Annotated in this window: 16 protein-coding genes, 2 tRNA genes and 1 pseudogene; 12 read left to right on the top strand and 7 right to left on the bottom strand. The window is 57.8% G+C overall.

The window, feature by feature from the left end; genetic code table 11:
• Positions 1-56: 56 nt before the first annotated feature.
• From ACNQFG_RS01895 to sstT, 5 genes are all read left to right on the top strand, one after another.
• Positions 57-188, top strand: coding sequence for a hypothetical protein (locus tag ACNQFG_RS01895; RefSeq protein WP_423405811.1), 132 nt, complete (start codon positions 57-59; stop codon positions 186-188).
• Complete coding sequence (locus ACNQFG_RS01890) at positions 158-565, top strand: N-acetyltransferase (RefSeq protein WP_423405810.1); 408 nt, start codon at positions 158-160, stop codon at positions 563-565. The genes ACNQFG_RS01895 and ACNQFG_RS01890 overlap by 31 nt, the downstream gene beginning before the upstream one ends.
• Entirely contained in the window at positions 562-1,941 is a 1,380-nt protein-coding gene (locus ACNQFG_RS01885; RefSeq protein WP_423405809.1) for a Sapep family Mn(2+)-dependent dipeptidase, read from the top strand. Before ACNQFG_RS01890 ends, ACNQFG_RS01885 begins: the two co-directional genes overlap by 4 nt.
• 13 nt (positions 1,942-1,954) lie before the next feature.
• Positions 1,955-3,052 (top strand): dipeptide epimerase, encoded by a 1,098-nt coding sequence (locus tag ACNQFG_RS01880; RefSeq protein ID WP_423405808.1) that lies wholly within the window; start codon positions 1,955-1,957, stop codon positions 3,050-3,052.
• A 259-nt stretch (positions 3,053-3,311) separates the two neighbouring features.
• Positions 3,312-4,556 (top strand): serine/threonine transporter SstT, encoded by a 1,245-nt coding sequence (gene sstT / locus ACNQFG_RS01875; RefSeq protein ID WP_423406536.1) that lies wholly within the window; start codon positions 3,312-3,314, stop codon positions 4,554-4,556.
• Positions 4,557-5,072: 516 nt separating this feature from the next.
• Here sstT and ACNQFG_RS01870 read toward each other — a convergent pair.
• Positions 5,073-5,609: an ECF transporter S component gene (locus ACNQFG_RS01870; protein ID WP_423405807.1), complete on the bottom strand. Its 537-nt coding sequence runs from the start codon at positions 5,607-5,609 to the stop codon at positions 5,073-5,075.
• On the opposite strand from ACNQFG_RS01870, the gene ACNQFG_RS01865 reads away from it, so the two are divergent.
• From ACNQFG_RS01865 to ACNQFG_RS01855, 3 genes are all read left to right on the top strand, one after another.
• Complete coding sequence (locus ACNQFG_RS01865) at positions 5,599-5,856, top strand: hypothetical protein (protein ID WP_423405806.1); 258 nt, start codon at positions 5,599-5,601, stop codon at positions 5,854-5,856. The two genes, ACNQFG_RS01870 and ACNQFG_RS01865, sit on opposite strands and share 11 nt — an antisense overlap.
• 138 nt (positions 5,857-5,994) lie before the next feature.
• Positions 5,995-6,846, top strand: a complete 852-nt coding sequence (locus tag ACNQFG_RS01860; RefSeq protein ID WP_423405805.1) for a transketolase — start codon at positions 5,995-5,997, stop codon at positions 6,844-6,846.
• Between the two features lies 1 nt (position 6,847).
• On the top strand, positions 6,848-7,789 hold the full coding sequence (locus tag ACNQFG_RS01855) for a transketolase family protein (RefSeq protein ID WP_423405804.1): 942 nt from the start codon (positions 6,848-6,850) through the stop codon (positions 7,787-7,789).
• Positions 7,790-8,561: 772 nt separating this feature from the next.
• Here ACNQFG_RS01855 and ACNQFG_RS01850 read toward each other — a convergent pair.
• The 4 genes and pseudogenes from ACNQFG_RS01850 to ACNQFG_RS01835 all read right to left on the bottom strand — a co-directional run.
• Positions 8,562-8,930, bottom strand: a pseudogene (locus ACNQFG_RS01850) (lipase family protein); the annotation flags it as partial.
• Between the two features lie 500 nt (positions 8,931-9,430).
• Positions 9,431-10,540: a hypothetical protein gene (locus ACNQFG_RS01845; RefSeq protein WP_423405803.1), complete on the bottom strand. Its 1,110-nt coding sequence runs from the start codon at positions 10,538-10,540 to the stop codon at positions 9,431-9,433.
• Complete coding sequence (gene yhdJ / locus ACNQFG_RS01840; protein WP_423405802.1) at positions 10,509-11,495, bottom strand: adenine-specific DNA-methyltransferase; 987 nt, start codon at positions 11,493-11,495, stop codon at positions 10,509-10,511. Before yhdJ ends, ACNQFG_RS01845 begins: the two co-directional genes overlap by 32 nt.
• Positions 11,496-11,595: 100 nt before the next feature.
• Positions 11,596-12,471, bottom strand: a complete 876-nt coding sequence (locus ACNQFG_RS01835; protein WP_423405801.1) for a LysR family transcriptional regulator — start codon at positions 12,469-12,471, stop codon at positions 11,596-11,598.
• A 259-nt stretch (positions 12,472-12,730) separates the two neighbouring features.
• On the opposite strand from ACNQFG_RS01835, the gene ACNQFG_RS01830 reads away from it, so the two are divergent.
• Positions 12,731-13,456: a TraX family protein gene (locus ACNQFG_RS01830; protein WP_423405800.1), complete on the top strand. Its 726-nt coding sequence runs from the start codon at positions 12,731-12,733 to the stop codon at positions 13,454-13,456.
• 95 nt (positions 13,457-13,551) lie between these two features.
• On the opposite strand, the gene ACNQFG_RS01825 is transcribed toward ACNQFG_RS01830, so the two are convergent.
• Together ACNQFG_RS01825 and ACNQFG_RS01820 are read right to left on the bottom strand one after the other, a co-directional pair.
• A tRNA-Ser gene (locus tag ACNQFG_RS01825) sits at positions 13,552-13,645 on the bottom strand.
• Between the two features lie 34 nt (positions 13,646-13,679).
• Positions 13,680-13,767 (bottom strand) — tRNA-Ser (locus ACNQFG_RS01820).
• Positions 13,768-13,997: 230 nt separating this feature from the next.
• Between ACNQFG_RS01820 and ACNQFG_RS01815 the strand changes: the two genes are divergently transcribed.
• From ACNQFG_RS01815 to ACNQFG_RS01805, 3 genes are all read left to right on the top strand, one after another.
• Positions 13,998-14,627, top strand: a complete 630-nt coding sequence (locus ACNQFG_RS01815) for a LexA family protein (RefSeq protein ID WP_423405799.1) — start codon at positions 13,998-14,000, stop codon at positions 14,625-14,627.
• A 69-nt stretch (positions 14,628-14,696) separates the two neighbouring features.
• Entirely contained in the window at positions 14,697-16,055 is a 1,359-nt protein-coding gene (locus tag ACNQFG_RS01810; RefSeq protein WP_423405798.1) for a putative DNA modification/repair radical SAM protein, read from the top strand.
• On the top strand, positions 16,034-16,825 hold the full coding sequence (locus tag ACNQFG_RS01805) for a TIGR03915 family putative DNA repair protein (protein ID WP_423405797.1): 792 nt from the start codon (positions 16,034-16,036) through the stop codon (positions 16,823-16,825). Before ACNQFG_RS01810 ends, ACNQFG_RS01805 begins: the two co-directional genes overlap by 22 nt.
• Positions 16,826-17,013 lie beyond the last annotated feature (188 nt).

Genomic DNA, 17,013 nt, shown 5'->3' with positions numbered 1-17,013 from the left:
AAAATGAGACCAATAGACTGGATGCGTCGGTTTCTGCGCATCGCAAGAGAGGGTGAATGAACATGTTTCGTGGAGCGAGACGCTCTGATCTGGACGCTATCATGCAAATTTATGCCCGCGCCCGGCAGGAAATGGCCGCCAGCGGCAACCCGACCCAGTGGGGGACGAGCTTTCCCCGCAGGACCTGATCGAAGAAGACATCGACACCAACCGCCTGTTCGTGTATCTGCACAATGGTGAGATGGAGGCCGTGTTCGCCTTCGTCCTCGGCCCGGACCCGACCTATGCAAAGATCGAAGACGGCCAGTGGCTGAACGATGCGCTGCCCTATGGCACCATCCACCGGCTGGCCTCGGCGGGCAAGCGCCCCGGCGTGGCGACCGATGTCATCAACTGGTGTCTGGAGCACTGCCAGAGCCTGCGTGCCGACACCCACGCCGACAACAAGATCATGCAGCATCTGCTGGAAAAGAACGGCTTTACTCGCTGCGGTGTCATCCATGTGGCCGATGGAACGCCCCGCATCGCCTACCAGCGCCTGTCGCGGGAGGGGATGGCACGATGAACAAAGCGCTGAACGAAGCCGTTGCCGCCCTGCGGCCGGAGATGACCGCCGCTTTGCAGCGGCTGGTGCGGAAGAAGAGCGTGGAAGGGCCGGAGCTGCCCGGCAAGCCCTTCGGTGCAGATGTGGACGCCTGCTTTACGGAGGCGCTGACCCTCTGCCGTGAGCTGGGGTTCGAGACGACCGACCTTGACCGGTACATCGGCTGGTGCGAGATCGGTTCCGGCGACGAGATGGTGGCCGTGCTGGGCCATCTGGACGTCGTGCCCGAAGGCGAGGGCTGGCACCACCCGCCCTATGGGGCCGAGATCGTGGACGGTCGGCTCTTTGGCCGGGGAGCCATCGACGACAAAGGCCCGGTGGTGGCCAGCCTGTTTGCGCTGAAGGCCATCCGGGATCTGAACATCCCGCTCCGGCGCCGGGTGCGTCTGCTCTTCGGCCTGAACGAGGAGACCAACGACCGGGATGTCTTCTATTACCGCGACTATGGCGGCGAGATCCCGGTGCTGGGTTTTACGCCCGATGGCGAATACCCGCTCATCAACGGCGAAAAGGGCATCCTGAATGAGAGCTATGCGGTGCAGCTGCACCAGACCGGGGCCTGGAAGCTGGTCTCGGTCCGAGGCGGCGTGGCCGGCAATGTGGTGCCGGACTACGCCTGCGCCGAGCTGACCGCCCCGGCGGGGGCTTCCCTTCCGGCGGCTGCGCACATCACCTGCACCGCCATCCCCGGCGGCTGGAAGGTGGAAGCCGACGGCGTTTCGGCCCACGGCAGCCACCCCGAACAGGGGCAGAATGCCATCGGGCGGCTGGCGCTCTATCTGAAGCAGCTCCCGCTGGAAGGCGACGCACAGAAGGCCGTGGCCTTCCTGGCAGAAACGCTGGGCATGGACCCCTACGGCGAACGGCTGCTGGGCCACCGGCTGGAAGACGACCTCTCCGGCTCCATGAGCTGCAATCTGGGCCTCATCGAGGGCGACGAGACGCACCTCTGGGTCAAGCTGAACTACCGCTACCCCGTCACCAAAACGGTGGACGACTGCGCTCCCGCCGTCAAGGCCGCCTTCGAGGCCGCCGGCTGGGCGCTGGACCAGTCCGTCCATAAACAGAAGCTCTATTACCCGGAGCAGACCCCGCTCGTGCAGGCGCTGCTGGGCGTCTACCGCGACGCCACCGGCGACCGGTCTGCCCCCAAGTGCATCGGCGGCGGCACCTATGCCAAAGTCCTGCCGAACACGGTGGCCTTTGGCCCCCTCTTCGACGGCGACCCGGTGACGGAACATCAGCCGGACGAGTTTATCGACCTGGACCGTCTGGTGCAGAACGCACAGATCATTGCGCAGGCTGTGGTCAAACTGGCCAACCTGCCGCTGGAATAAGGAGGATGGGCGTATGAAGATCACGCAGGTGCGGCTGGGCCGCATTTCCACCCCGCTGCGGGTGCCGTTCAAAACGGCACTGCGCACCGTCAACAGCGTCGAGGACGTCATCGTGGAGCTCCACACCGACACCGGTGCCGTGGGCTACGGTGAGGCACCTCCCACCGGTGTGATCACCGGCGACACCACCGGTGCCATCATCGGTGCCATTCAGGACCACATCGCCCCGGCCATCCTCGGCCATGACATCGACGAGTTCGAGGACCTGACCGCTGCCGTGCAGAAAGCCCTCGTCCACAACACCAGCGCCAAGGCTGCTGTGGATATGGCCCTGTGGGACCTGCTGGGCCAGAAGTACAACGCCCCGGTCTACCGGATGCTGGGCGGTGCCCGGAAGAACATCGTCACCGACATCACCATCAGCGTCAACGACCCCGAAGAGATGGTGCGCGATGCCCTGAACGCCATCGACCGCGGCTACGACTGCCTGAAGGTCAAGGTCGGCATCGACCCGGAACTGGATGTGGCCCGGCTGGCCGCAGTCCGCGAGGCGGTGGGCAGCGAGGTCTGCATCCGCATCGACGCAAATCAGGGCTGGACCCCCAAGGAAGCCGTGCGCATCCTGAACCAGATGCAGGACAAGGGGCTGGACATCGAGTTCGTGGAGCAGCCCGTCCCGGCGGCAGACCTGGAGGGGATGCAGTACGTCACCCGCCACGCAGACGTCCCGGTGCTGGCCGACGAGAGCGTGTTCTCCCCGCAGGACGCACTGACCATCATGCAGATGGGAGCCGCAGACCTCGTGAACATCAAGCTGATGAAGTGCGGCGGCATCACCAACGCGCTGCGGATCGCGGCGGCGGCAGAGGTGTACGGCGTGGAGTGCATGATCGGCTGTATGCTGGAAGCCAAGATCTCGGTCAACGCTGCCGTGGAGCTGGCCTGCGCCAAAAAGATCATCACCCGGATCGACCTCGACGGCCCCGTGCTGTGCAGTGAGGACCCCATCCTCGGCGGTGCCGTCTTTGACGAAAAGAACATCACCGTCTCTGACGCGCCCGGCCTCGGCATCCAGGGCTTCGTCCCCGGCAAGGTGCAGTATCTCGGCTGAACTGTGAAAAAACGGACCTCCTCCCGTCTGTTTTCAGGCGGGAGGAGGTCTTTTTCTGTCGAATTGTATTCCGTGCAAGGACGATAAAAAACTTCGTGCTTGGAGATGGGTAGATGAAAAACCGAAAAAAGTGGGCGAAATCGTTGACTTTTTGGGAGCCAGAGACTATAATTACACATGTTCCGTGTAGAGGAATGGGAAAATCTGTGCGCGATGGGCGCACAATGAGTGGAAAGAGGAGTGTTTGAATATGAAAACGCTGAAGGCTCTCGTGGCAAAATACAATGCCGCCAGCCTCATCCTGCGCATTCTGGTGGGCCTGCTCGTCGGCGTGGTGCTGGCTCTGGTGGCCCCCGGTGCAGGCTGGGTGGGTGAACTGGGCAACCTGTTCGTTGGCGCACTGAAGGGCATCGCCCCGGTGCTGGTGTTCGTGATCGTGGCAAGTGCTCTGGCACAGGGCTCTTCCAAGCTGGACCGCCGCTTCGGCACGGTCATCTGGCTGTACATGCTCACCACCTTTCTGGCTGCGGCCATTGCGGTCGTCACGAGCTTTCTGTTTCCGCAGACCATCGTTCTGGCAGACGCTGCCCAGTCGGACGTGGTGCCGCAGGGTCTGGGCGAAGTGATGGGCACTCTGCTCACCAACTTTGTGGCAAACCCCGTCAGTGCCATCATGAGCGGCAACTACATCGGCATCCTGTTCTGGGCCTGCATGTTCGGCGTGGCTATGAAGAAGATCGGCTCTGACACCACCAAGACCTTTATGGCAAACACCGCCGATGCGGTCTCCCAGATCGTGCGCTGGATCATCAATCTGGCACCCTTCGGTATCATGGGCCTGGTCTACACCAATGTTTCCGGCAACGGCCTTGCCATCTTTACCCAGTACGGCAAGCTGCTGGCCCTGCTGGTGGGCACCATGCTGTTCATGGCATTGGTGGTCTCGCCGTTCATCATCTTCCTGTATCTGCACTGCAATCCCTATCCGCTGGTGTTCCGCTGCCTGCGTGAGTCTGGCCTGACCGCCTTCTTCACCCGCAGCTCCGCCGCCAACATCCCCGTGAACATGGCCCTGTGCGAAAAGCTGGGTCTGGACAAGGATATGTACTCCGTCTCCATCCCGCTGGGCGCCACCATCAACATGGACGGTGCCGCCATCACCATCACCATCATGACGCTGGCCGCTGCTAACACCTTGGGCATTCAGGTGTCTCTGCCTGCAGCCATCCTGCTGTCGGTCATGTCGGCACTGGGTGCCTGCGGTGCTTCCGGCGTGGCCGGCGGTTCCCTGCTGCTGATCCCCATGGCCTGCTCCCTGTTCGGCATCTCCAACGATGTCGCCATGCAGATGGTGGGTGTCGGCTTCATCATCGGCGTGGTGCAGGACTCTGTTGAGACTGCCCTGAACTCTGCCGGTGACGTGGAGTTCGCTGCCACCGCCGAGTACCATCAGTGGCGCAAGCAGGGCAAGTCCCTGCCGGAGTTCCTGGGCGGAAAAAAGTAAAACGAAAATGCACATCGGCCTCCCTGCTGTTCTGGCAGGGAGGCCGTTTTTGCTGCATGGGTCTGGGACGGATCGCAGGCTTTTTAGCTCCAGAATAATGGAACGGCCATGTGCTCGTCAATGTATACAAGAAGTTTCGCGCAGAGGAAAAACCTTTTGTGAACGCGGAACAATGAACGAAAAAACGTAAAAAATGCAACTATAAATTCATAGAATGTTCATAGTTCGTTCTGCTTTTCTTCATAAATAGATGGCATAATATGGCCATCCCAAGAGGAAAAGGAGATGAAAATTATGAAGGTTCTGAAGAAGATCGCTCAGATCATCGGCGAGGTTTGCTCCGTCAACGCTGGCATCGATTTCTACGCTGGCTAATGAAAAGTTCTGGTTCCTGTGGGAAAGTGGAACACGAACTTTTGAGCAGATAAAAAAGCAAAACGCTTTGATGATAGAACAAAGGGGAGCCCCGCAGCCATTTGGCTTGCAGGAGCTCCCCTTTTTGCGTCCGGGAATGGATCAGTCGATGAAGTTTGCTTTTTGCAGGGCGGTCAGGATGAGCGGGATGAGGATGAGCTGGGCGATGATGCCGGGGATGGCGGTGAGCAGCGCACCGGACAAAAACGCGCTGAACGGGAAGCTGGAACCGGTCAGGCCGGCCAGCACAAAGCGTACCGCACCCCAGACCAAACGGCCTGCCACCATGGCGGTGACGAGGGCGGCATACATCATGGGCAGCGTGTGCCGGACTTTTTTGTACATCCAGCCTGCCACAGCGCCGTAGGCGGCCAGCTCAAAGGCCATGGCAATGGCGATGGGGAACATCGGCGGCATGCCGAACAGCACCGACCGCACCAGCGGAGCAATGAAGCCCACGGCAAGGCCCCATGGGCCGCCCAGCACAAAGCCGCACAGCAGAATGGGAAAGTGCATCGGGCACAGCATGTTGCCCACCTGCGGCACATGGCCGGTGATCATGGGCAGCACAAAGGCCAGCGCCAGAAACAGCGCGGCCAGAACGAGATCCCGTGCGGGAGAGTGGGTCTTGGTGTTCATGAATGGTTCCTCCTCTGGGCAGACAAAAAAAGGGCCTGCCCCGGCGTTCCTCGCCAAAGGCAGACCCCTTCATGGTGTCCGTTCAACAATCTGCAATGAAAAAATGAAGCCGGGCTTCAGCCCGGTGCCCGGCTTCGTGCCGGAATCTGTGAAAAATATAGCAGATGCGGCGAACGCTGTCAAGATGGAAGGAAGCCTTGCAATTTCCACAAAAACGGAAGCAATTGAGCGGATTTTTGCTAATTGATGTACATTTTGACGAAAGAAGCTTGACCTTTTTGCATAGAATAGCTAATATAAACTTGAAAAATAGCGTATTGGGGTGCAACAGCCCGCTGCGCAGACATTCCGATGCAAACGCTGAGGTTCATACGGGAGGACCATCATGACAAATGCAGAAAAACTTACTCTGGCCAAGCACGCCTGCCACATCCGCATGGGCGTGATCGAGGGCACGCACAGCGCAAAGTGCGGCCATCCGGGCGGCAGTCTGGATATCGCCGAGCTGCTGAGCTACCTCTATTTTGTAGAGATGAACGTCGATCCGAAGGCTCCGAAGGACCCGGACCGCGACCGTCTGGTGCTGTCCAAGGGCCATGCAGCACCGGCACTGTATGCAGCGCTGGCAGAGCGCGGCTATTTCCCGGTGGAAGACCTTAAGACCCTGCGTAAGATCGGCAGCTATCTGCAGGGCCACCCCAACATGAACGAGACCCCGGGCGTGGATATGTCCACCGGCAGTCTGGGTCAGGGCGTGTCTGCCGCCTGCGGCATGGCACTGGGTGCCAAGCACGCCGGTAAGCCCATCAACGTCTACACCATCCTGGGCGACGGCGAGGTGGAAGAGGGCGAGTGCTGGGAAGCCTTCATGTTTGCCGCACACTACGGCCTTTCCAACCTGTGCGTTGTGCTGGACCGCAACCATCTGCAGATCGACGGCACCACCGAGACCGTGATGAACAGCGCCCCGCTGGAAGAGAAGCTGAAGGCCTTCAACTTCAATGTCGTCACCATCGACGGCCACGACTACGACCAGATCGAGAAGGCCATCGCAGCCTTCCACGCAGAGAGCGAGAAGCCCACCTGCATCCTGCTGGATACCATCAAGGGCAAGGGCGTCTCCTTTATGGAGAACGCCGTTGACTGGCACGGCAAGGGCCCCAACGATGACGAGTACAAGATCGCAATTGAGGAACTGAACGCCGCATACGCCGCGCTGGAGCAGGAGGAAAACTAAGATGGCAGATGTGAAGAAGATCGCTACCCGTGAAAGCTACGGCAACACCCTGAAGGAGCTGGCCGCCGAAGGCCACGAAGATCTGGTGGTGCTGGACGCAGACCTTGCTGCTGCCACCAAGACCGGTATGTTCCGCAAGGCTTACCCGGATCGTCATTTTGACTGCGGCATTGCCGAGGAAAACATGATGGGCGTGGCTGCGGGCCTGTCCACCATGGGCTACGTGCCCTTTGTTTCCAGCTTTGCCATGTTCGCCGCCGGCCGTGCCTTTGAGCAGGTGCGCAACTCCATTGGCTATCCACACCTGAACGTGAAGATCGGTGCCACCCACGGCGGCATCTCGGTGGGCGAGGACGGCGCTTCCCATCAGTGCTGCGAGGACTTTGCCCTCATGCGCAGCATCCCCGGCATGACCGTGATCTGCCCCGCCGACGATGTGGAGGCCCGCGCAGCCGTCCGCGCCGCATATGCGATGCAGGGCCCCGTCTATCTGCGCTTTGGCCGTTTGGCTGTGCCTGTGTTCCACGATGCCGAGAACTATCACTTCGAGATCGGCAAGGGCGAGCAGATCACCGAGGGCAGCGACATTGCCATCATCGCCACCGGCCTGATGGTCAACGAAGCCCGTATGGCTGCGGAGCAGCTGGCCGCTGAGGGCATCCACGCCCGGGTCATCAACATCCACACCATCAAGCCTCTGGACGAGGAGATCGTCCTCAAGGCTGCAAAGGAGTGCGGCAAGGTCATCACCGCCGAGGAGCACAACGTCATCGGCGGTCTGGGCGAGGCCGTCTGTGCCGTGCTGAGCGAAAAGCTGCCCACCCCTGTGCGCCGCGTAGGCGTGCAGGACGTGTTCGGCTGCTCCGGCCCGGCATGGGACCTGCTGAAGTTCTACGGTCTGGATGCTGCCACCATCTGCAAGACTGCCCACGAAATGCTGTAAGAAGAACTGCAAATGCAAAGCGCCTGTCGGCAGATGCTGACAGGCGCTTTTTGCTGGGTTCAGATGCGGGTGAAGGGCACCATGCCGTGCTCTTCGGGGTGTAGTATTCCATGAGGGCCAGATAATTTTCGCCCTCGTGGCAGTAGGCGGCGCGGAGGACGCTGTCCAGTTCGCCCCGCATCGAGACGAGCTTGACGATGTACTGCGCCATGATCCGGACGATGTTGGACTCGATGCCGTAGCACAGGCCGACGGCCAGCACCGGGATGATGATCTGCTGGGCCAGCAGGGGCACGTTCTGGCCGAACCGCTCCAGAATGGGGCGGCTCATTCTGGAGGCGGCCCAGACGCTGCGGGCGATGGTCCAGAAATCGAACTGGTGCATGTTGGAAAGGCTCTGCAGCCGGAGGACGATCTCCTCGTCGGACAGGATCTTGCCGTAGAGCGCTTCGTCTTCGGTGCGGATGAAGGCGCATTGCAGCATGTCCATGATGGCGGGTTCGAACTTTTCGTGGAAGATTTCCTTGCTGCCGCAGAAGTTCTCGACCGCGCGGATGACGGCAGTGGCGTCCTCGGCGGTGGCAAGGCTGCTGATCTCCAGCGGCACCGGCCCGTAGGAAGCGCCCAGAGCGTCGAGGTCGGCCAGCTCGGTCCGGTTCCGGGTGGCGGGCAGAAAGCGGTCGTTTCCGTTGCGGTGGTAGCCCCAGTCGGAGGGGAGCACACGGGTGACGAGGTCGCCGCTGGAAATGATGTTGAAGATATTGCTCTCGCCCCAGGTGACGCGCAGCGAGCCGTCGGCCTTGTGGTTGTTGTCGAAATCCAGCTGCATGTCCGGCTGGTCGGCAGCGGTCAGGGCCGCAGGGGTGGCAAAGGTGTAGACAAAGCAGTTGGCCTTTTCCAGCTGCGGCAGGGCGTTCAGCGCCTTGGCGGCAAGGAGGTTCGCGATGATGGCTCCGCGGCTGTAGCCGCCCAGCCAGAGCTTGAGCTCACCGGGGTCTCCCTCCTGTGCGATCTGCGCCAGATAGGCCTTGAGGGAGGCAAACACGGCGGCCACCGGCGTCGTGAAGCCGTAGTGGGCGCTGGTGGAGCCGGTGTGGACGTTGCTGGCCCACTCGCCGCCATAGCCGCCGCCCCGCAGCATCAGGGCTACGAGGGTGCGCGTTTTGCCGTTGTGGAGGTAGCGCTTCCGTGCCAGCGAGTAGCCCACGTAATCCCCGGCCTTGCCAGTGTCGATATCGTAGTTGTAGAAACGGGCATCCCCGAAGCCCAGCAGCTCATAGGCTGCAGCGAGGTTCGCCTCGCGGCCCACAGAGCCGTTGACCCAGTACTGCGGGATGCTGACGGCCGCAGTGAACGCAGCCATGACCATGCCCAGCGTCACGAAGGCCAGCTGGTGGTCGTACTCGGTAGCCGGGTGGTCGAACAGGCTCTCGGAGTAGTAGAAATCGTGGGTGATATCCAGATTGCTCAGGATGCTGAGAAACGGCAGCGGATAGGTGCCGTCCGGCACGGCATGGCCCACCGGCTGCGCCGCAGCGGCAGAGCCAGCCGGGAGCAGCAGCCCGCCGACAGCCGAAAGCCCCAGCGCCTTGCAAAAATCCCGTCGCTTCATACGATGTCGTCCCCTTCCCTCCCAGAATACTAAATTTCAGCGTTTGGAATATCCAGATTCATTTCAAGACGATAACAAATATCGATATCACGGATGAGGTCAGTGACATCCATATCATTGAGTTCATCAATCCATAGAAGAAGTTCGTTGATTGTAATAATTTCCTCAATCGCTTTGCGATAATGATTTTCTATAACGATCATTCCGCCGGATCGACGAGAAATGTATTCGTCGAGTTGATTCAATACGCAGTCCTTGGATTTTGTGGTTTTGATTACAAATGTAACCGGGAAATGAAGAACTTTATCAATGTCAAGGAGATACTTATCATAATTATCTACTTCCGTGACCTGAAAAAAGCGTCCGAGGGGACGCATTACGAAATCAATACCACCATCATTGGCGTTGGTACGTCCGGTTTTATAAAGCTGGAGAGACGCTTCGATTAAAGCATCTGGGGAGTATCCAAAGTAAACTTTTGTATTTTTATAGTGATTTTTCAGAATAGAATAGCTTATGATCTCAAAAATCCGCGCCTCGGTTTCCTCATGAAGAAGCTCACGAAGATGGGCTTTTTTGCTGGAAATGTCGGTAAGGGACTGTAGATGCTCTAGGATCTGTGCAAGTTCATGGTCCTTGGCAGAAATCAACTGGATATATCGTTCGATGATCTCACAGCAGATTCTGCTAATATCAAAAGAACCTACATACAAATAGTCAATATGAAGGAGATATTTTCCGTTGTTTGAAATGATAAGGTCATTGAGCGCAGAGGGAAACTTGTTGCGAAATTCACCATTTACACGAGAGTTGAGGGCATGATTCTGAAGCTTGCTTCCGCCGTATAGACTTCGACAAAAAGTTAAAAGTTGTGTGTAGTCATAACCTAGAAAACGACGATAAGCATCTGGATTCTGATAATAATCGCGCTGGTAAAAATGGAGGATTGCATAAACTGCATAGATATTGGCAAAACTTCGACGTGATTTGCTGTTTCGGTGTACTGCGCGCATCTTGGAGTCAAGATATTGGATCAAAAAGCTCTGGTCATATACTCTTTGATAGCTTTCGTGAAAATTACTTTGTAAAATTACACGGACAAAGTCCTCAGAGATTTGCAATCGTATCACCTCTAACATATTTTGATTTTGCCGTTGTTTTTCGCTTCTTTTCTTTTACAAGTGGTTTTCCGTTGTAGGAATCTGTTATCCCAACTCGTCTGAGACCAATCTTGAAATATTCTTCATTGATATCGATTCCGATATTGATTCGTCCCAACCGTGAAGCAACCGCCGAAGTCGTAAAGGACCCGGCAAAGGGGTCGAGGACTACATCTCCTGGATTGGAAGAAGCTTTGATGATTCGTTCCAATAATGCTTCAGGCTTTTGGGTGGGGTGATTTTCGTACTCACTCATTTTGAATCGAACGCGGTTAAAATTCCATACATTTCCAGGAACTTTTTGGCTGCTGTATGGAGCGGGTGGATCTTTTCGATAATCAATCAGTTTGCGTTCGGCTCCGGTCTTGGCAGAAACCAAAATTTCTTCAGAATTAAACGTATAGTGCGATTTTATGTTTTTTGTTATCATTAAAATTGGTTCATATAGAGAACCAAACATTTTCTTTGACTGAACGCCGGAGCTGTCATAGCTCCATATGATTCGGCACAGAACGTGATAATGCTCAGATACATATACATCGAGGTAGGGCATGTGCTGTGTAGCGGTCATAAAGTACATGGTCCCATTATCTGAAAGAACGCGCATACATTCATCGATCCAACTTTTACACCATGTAATATAATTGGAAATAGAGTCCCATTTGTCTTGATTGTTGCCAAAATCTTTTCCGATATTATAAGGGGCATCTGCAAAGATCAGGTTTACAGAATTGTCCTTCATTTGTCTGAGTGTTGTAAGGCTGTCCCCCAAAATTGCAAGAGAAGTATTGTTAGACTGTGCGGTGAAGGAATTGAATGCTGAAGGGACGAAAAGACGTTGGAAATCAAACTGGGGAAGACTGCATGGATAATGGATGTTGTCAGTAAGGCAGGAAGCCGCTGGATCAAAGGTCAGTTGAATCACTTCACGCATAAACAAATTCTCCTTTTGCTCTAGTATATCGCATCCCGGCATCAAAAATCAACGGGGCAGCTGCATTTTGCAGCCGCCCCGCGGTGTGTTATCATGAGATTCAGTCGAGGTGCTGGCAGTACTCGACGATGTGGTGGAACATCTGTTCCACTGCCGGGGCCATTGCGGCGGGGCGCTGCACAGCCAGGCCCACCACACGGTCTTCCTCTGGCTCGATGGGATAGATTTTGATCGCAGCCTTGCAGTCGCGCAGCAGCATCTGCGGCATGATGGAAATGCCCAGACCTGCTTCCACCATGGCGATGTTGGACTGGTCGTCGATGACATGGCAGCGGCGCTCGGTGCCGATCTTATATTTTTTCAGGAACTGGCGCATCTCAGCATCGGTGGCATCGCACTGCACAACGAAGCTTTGGCCGTTCATCAGCTCCGGCGTCATCACGCCGCGGGGCGGTTCGGGCCAGTCCATGGGGGTGATGCACAGCAGCGGCTCGCGGAACAGCTCGGTGAGGTTGAACTCTTCACGGCAGGTGGAGGAAAGGAACGCGATATCCACCTGACCGGTTCGCAGCCATTCCTTCACATCGTCGTAGGTGCCCTGATACACCTCGATCTCGATCTGCGGGAACTGGGCCATGAAGCCCTTGAGGATGTCGGGCAGCAGCCCGGCACAGACGGAGTTGAAAGCGCCCAGCTTCACCTTGCCCTTTTCCAGGCCGTTCAGGCGGGCGATGCTCTGCTTGAGGGCCTCGTCGCTGTTCAGGACGGCCCGGATGGACGGATAGAGCGAGGCACCGTAGCTGGTCATGGATACGCCGTTTTTGCCGCGGTTGAACAGAGCAAAGCCCAGCTCCTCCTCCATTACGGCAATGGCGTGACTGATGGCCGATGGGGTCAGGTGCAGCTGCTGTGCCGCCTTGTTGAAGCTGCCCTGCCGGGCCACGGCATCAAAAATCTCGTAGGAAAAAAGCGTCATGCCCAAAGCCTCCTTCCGTTTTTACTGGTTCGGAGACGCCCGATTCTCTGTGAATCTTTTTCATCTTTCATTTGAGATAGTTCAATTATCTTCTTGATTGTACTATCCCGCGCCTTTTCTGTCAAGCATTTTCGGGCCGATTTCTGGGCACGGCAGGCGGATTTTGTCAAATCGGATGCAGGATTTGGAGAAGAGAGATCGTATAAAACAAAAGAACGAAACAAGACACGGTGCAAACGATCGAAATGAGGGAAATTGAATGGAAACACTTCAGACACAGACCCGGCCGGGCCTGAGCGGAACGGCGCTCAAGCTCGCTGCCTGCATCACCATGCTCATTGATCACATCGGCGCTTCCTGCATCGAGGCGACCTATGGGGTCGCATACCGGACGCCGCCGCAGATCCTGCAACTGGATCGGGTGCTGCGGCTCATCGGGCGGCTGGCCTTTCCCATCTTCTGCTTTCTGGCCGTGGAGGGCTTTCTGCACACCCACGATGTAAAAAAATACGTCCGGCGGCTTCTGCTGTTCGGCCTTCTGAGCGAGGTGCCTTTTGACATGGCTTTCTTCAAGACGCCGTTCCATTGGGGCAATCAGAACGTTTACTGGACGCTGGCGCTGGGCGTGCTGGCTATGGCGCTGCTGCAAAAATCCGAGGATGCCGACGGCAATGCGGCCTGGACAGGCCGTCTCGCAGCGCTGGCCTGCGCAGTGGTGGCCCAGCTGGCGGGGACAGACTATGGGGCCATTGGCGTCGCGCTCATCGTGGCGCTGTACCTGACCCGGAACGACCGGAGGTATCAGTGCATCATCGGCGCGGGGATGATGCTGTTTGAGATCACGGCCCCGCTGGCCTTTGTGCTGGTCTGGTTCTACAACGGTGAGCGCGGCCGCTGCCCGCAGTGGGCCAAATGGGCGTTCTACGGGTTCTATCCCGTACACCTGACGCTGCTGGCGCTGGTGACGAATCTGCTCCTGGCATGAAAATACAGCCGCCCCGGAAGCCCCGGAGCGGCTGCTTTTTTGTGCCCGACAATGGAAAAAGCCCGATGAACTCAAAGGATCATCGAGCTTTTTCTTGGCGGAGTAGGAGGGATTTGAACCCTCGCGCCGTTGTTTAGACGACCTACGCCCTTAGCAGGGGCGCCTCTTCGACCTCTTGAGTACTACTCCAGAGCAAAGTGTGTTACACTTATTCAATAAAAAATGGCGGAGAGAGTGGGATTCGAACCCACGGTACGTTGCCGTACGGCAGTTTTCAAGACTGCTTCCTTAAACCACTCGGACATCTCTCCTTGTGGACATCCGCCTTACGCCGTGTCGAATGCCTATTTAATTTACCAGATTTCCAGCCTGCTGTCAACCCCAAATTGAAAATTTCTCCACGATGCGGACCAAAAATGATTTTGCGACAACTTTTTTTCGAGCCAAAACAAAACTTTCTCTTTACTTGCACAGCCTTTTGTTGTATAATAAAAACAGCAAGAAACAAACCCGACGGACGAGAACAGAGGAGTGTTGAACGATGTCGTTTCCGGAGCTGTTACGGCAATGCCGCAAGCAAAAGCATATGAGCCAGGCGGAACTTGCGTCACTTTTGGGCGTTACCCAGCAGGCAGTGGGCAAATGGGAGAGCGGGAAAAGCTCCCCGGACCCTGCCACGGTGGCCAAGCTTGCCGAGATCCTGGATACCACCGCAGACTACCTGCTGGGCCTGTTCGATCCCGCCAGCGAAGGCCAGACCGAGGAGCGCTTCTTCGGCAGCTATGTGTACAGCCTGATCCCGGTGATCGGCACGGTAAAGGCCGGTTACGGTGCCCTCGCCTTTGAGGAGGACTACGGTCAGGAGTATGCCCGTGTGAAGGACCCCTCCAACTATTTTTATCTGGTGGTGCGCGGCGACAGCATGGAGCCCCGCATTCAGGACGGCGACCTTGCCCTTGTGCACAAGCAGGACACACTGGAAAACGGCGACCTTGGCGTGCTGATCTACGGCGATGAGGGCGAGGGCACCCTGAAGCGCTATATCCAGCGCGGCAACTGCGTGGTGCTGCAGCCCTTCAACCCGGCCTACAGCGAAATGGTCATCAAGGGCGAGGACCTGAATCATTTGCACATCGCCGGCCGCGTGGTGGAGACCAAGGCGAAGTGGTAACCAATTTGCGCTGAAAAGGCTGCTGCAAGGATGCGGCAGCCTTTTTTGATAAACGAACGGAGGTGCGGCATGGAACAGACCCTGATGGACAAGCTTACCATTCTGGCCGACAGCGCCAAATATGATGTTGCCTGCACCTCCAGCGGAGCGTCCCGCGCGGCAAAGGCGGGCAGCATGGGCAGCTGCTATGCACCGGGCTGCTGCCACGCCTTTACCGCCGACGGCCGCTGTGTAAGCCTTTTAAAGGTGCTCATGACCAACTGCTGTGCCTTCGACTGCAGCTATTGCGTCAACCGCAAGTCCAACGATATTCCCCGTGCCACCTTCACGCCCCGGGAATTGGCTGAGCTGACTGTGGAGTTTTACCGCCGCAACTACATTGAAGGGTTGTTCCTTTCCAGCGCAGTGCTGGGCACGCCGGACTACACCACCGAACGGATGCTCAAGACCCTGCGCCTGTTGCGAAACGAATACCATTTCGGCGGGTACATCCACGCCAAGGCCATCCCCGGCACAAGCCCGGAACTGTTGCAGCAGCTGGGATATCTGGCCGACCGCCTGAGCGTGAATGTGGAGCTGCCCAGTGAGCAGAGCCTGAACCTGCTGGCCCCGGACAAAGGGCGGCACTCCATTTTCCGGCCCATGAAGCAGATTGCAGTGGAGGGAGCCGCCAACCGGGAGGAACTGACCCTCTACCGCAAAGCGCCCCGGTTCGCGCCCGCCGGGCAGAGCACCCAGATGATCGTAGGCGCTTCGCCGGAGACAGACTACCACATTTTAAAGCTCACTGAGGGCATGTACCGGAAGTACAGTCTGAAACGGGTGTTCTACTCCGCCTACATCCCGGTAGCCGAGGACACCCGCCTGCCTGCGCTGGACACCAAACCCCCGCTTTTGCGGGAGCACCGGCTATATCAGGCTGACTGGCTGCTGCGGTTTTACCAGTTCAAGGCAGACGAAATTCTGGATGAAGCCAACCAGAGCTTCAACCCCTACCTCGACCCAAAATGCAACTGGGCCGTGCAGCACTACGGGCTTTTTCCGGTAGATGTGAACCGCGCGCCCTTTGAAATGCTGCTGCGTGTGCCGGGCATCGGCCCCAAAAGCGCCCGGCGCATCTGGCATGCCCGGAAACAGGCCTCGCTGGGGCTGGATGAGCTGAAGCGCATGGGCGTGGTGCTCAAGCGGGCACAGTATTTCATCACCTGCCGGGGCTTTGCCGGAGCACATCCGGGGCGGGGCAGCGCGGGCCGGGAGCGGATCACGAGCGCCCTCATCGACCCGAACGTTTTCAGCGGCGGCGTGGAGCAGCTGAGCCTGTTCTCGCCGCCCGCCGTGGACAAGCTGGTGGCACAGGGAGTGCCGCCCCACGCGGCCCAGAAGCTGGTGCGGGAGGAGGCAGTGCAATGTCTGGCCAGAGCGCTGTGAACCCCGCCCGCAAGCTCCACGATGCCGCAGTCGTTTACCTCTACGACAGCAGCTTTGAGGGCTTTCTGTGCTGCGTATTCGAGAGCTTTGCCCAGCACGAAATCCCCTTTGCGGTGTGGACACCCCAGCGGGAAACTTCCACCCTGTACCCGGTCAAGGACATCCCCACCGACCACGCCAAGGCTCAGCGGGTGTTTGCCAGCTTTGGCAGAAAGCTTGGCCCCGAGACAGAGTACCTCGTCAGCCGGGATTTCCTCTCCGGACGGGAGGACAAAGAGCTGCTGCTCATCCGCTTTCTGCATCTGGCCTTCGCCCTCGGCCCCGGCACCGTAAAGCGCACCGGCCACCCGGACGTGGCCCCGCTGTATGAGATGAAGAAAAGCCTTGACTGGGAAGTGGACAAGTTTCAGGGCTTTGTGCGGTTTGAGGAGCACGACGGGATGCTGGGCGCCGTCATCCACCCCAAAAACTACATCCTGCCGCTGCTGCGGCCCCATTTCTGCGGACGGTTCCCGGAAGAGAACTTTATGATCTACGATGCGGTGCATCAGGCTGTGCTGCTGTATCGGGATCACCGGCCGCAGCTGCTGGAGCTGGCTGCACCGCTGGAGCTGCCGCCGCCCAGCGAGCGGGAGCAGCAGTTTCAGGCATTGTGGAAGCAGTTCTACCAGACGCTGGAGATCAAGGCCCGCCACAACGAAAAATGCCGCATGACCCACTGCCCCAAGCGCTTTTGGGCCGATCTGACGGAGCTGCGGGAGGAACTGTGAAGCAGCGCGGAACTTCTTGTATTGTGCCGAATGCTGTGATAAAATAAAAATACCGCCGAACGGCGGTATTGAAGGCGCTGTGTCCCAAAACGCAGGCGGCTGTTCCTTACCGGCACCTAGGCGCGCCGGGCAAGGCGATTTTCTCTTGTAGCTTCGCTTCCCCCGACGCAAAAAGCGAAAGGGGGGAT

It is taken from the genome of Faecalibacterium prausnitzii, from assembly GCF_049532945.1.
Classification (GTDB): Bacteria; Bacillota; Clostridia; order Oscillospirales; family Ruminococcaceae; genus Faecalibacterium; species Faecalibacterium prausnitzii_N.
Note: the sequence above shows the minus strand (reverse complement) of the source record. Positions and strands in the feature narration are given on the sequence as shown.

Coding starts and splice junctions, on each gene's coding strand:
- ACNQFG_RS01895 (WP_423405811.1), top strand. CDS start 57: ATGAACATGTTTCGTGGAGCGAGACGCTCTGATCTGGACGCTATCATG.
- ACNQFG_RS01885 (WP_423405809.1), top strand. CDS start 562: ATGAACAAAGCGCTGAACGAAGCCGTTGCCGCCCTGCGGCCGGAGATG.
- ACNQFG_RS01880 (WP_423405808.1), top strand. CDS start 1,955: ATGAAGATCACGCAGGTGCGGCTGGGCCGCATTTCCACCCCGCTGCGG.
- ACNQFG_RS01870 (WP_423405807.1), bottom strand. CDS start 5,609: ATGAACACCAAGACCCACTCTCCCGCACGGGATCTCGTTCTGGCCGCG.
- ACNQFG_RS01860 (WP_423405805.1), top strand. CDS start 5,995: ATGACAAATGCAGAAAAACTTACTCTGGCCAAGCACGCCTGCCACATC.
- ACNQFG_RS01855 (WP_423405804.1), top strand. CDS start 6,848: ATGGCAGATGTGAAGAAGATCGCTACCCGTGAAAGCTACGGCAACACC.
- ACNQFG_RS01845 (WP_423405803.1), bottom strand. CDS start 10,540: ATGTTAGAGGTGATACGATTGCAAATCTCTGAGGACTTTGTCCGTGTA.
- yhdJ (WP_423405802.1), bottom strand. CDS start 11,495: ATGCGTGAAGTGATTCAACTGACCTTTGATCCAGCGGCTTCCTGCCTT.
- ACNQFG_RS01835 (WP_423405801.1), bottom strand. CDS start 12,471: ATGACGCTTTTTTCCTACGAGATTTTTGATGCCGTGGCCCGGCAGGGC.
- ACNQFG_RS01830 (WP_423405800.1), top strand. CDS start 12,731: ATGGAAACACTTCAGACACAGACCCGGCCGGGCCTGAGCGGAACGGCG.
- ACNQFG_RS01815 (WP_423405799.1), top strand. CDS start 13,998: ATGTCGTTTCCGGAGCTGTTACGGCAATGCCGCAAGCAAAAGCATATG.
- ACNQFG_RS01810 (WP_423405798.1), top strand. CDS start 14,697: ATGGAACAGACCCTGATGGACAAGCTTACCATTCTGGCCGACAGCGCC.
- ACNQFG_RS01805 (WP_423405797.1), top strand. CDS start 16,034: ATGTCTGGCCAGAGCGCTGTGAACCCCGCCCGCAAGCTCCACGATGCC.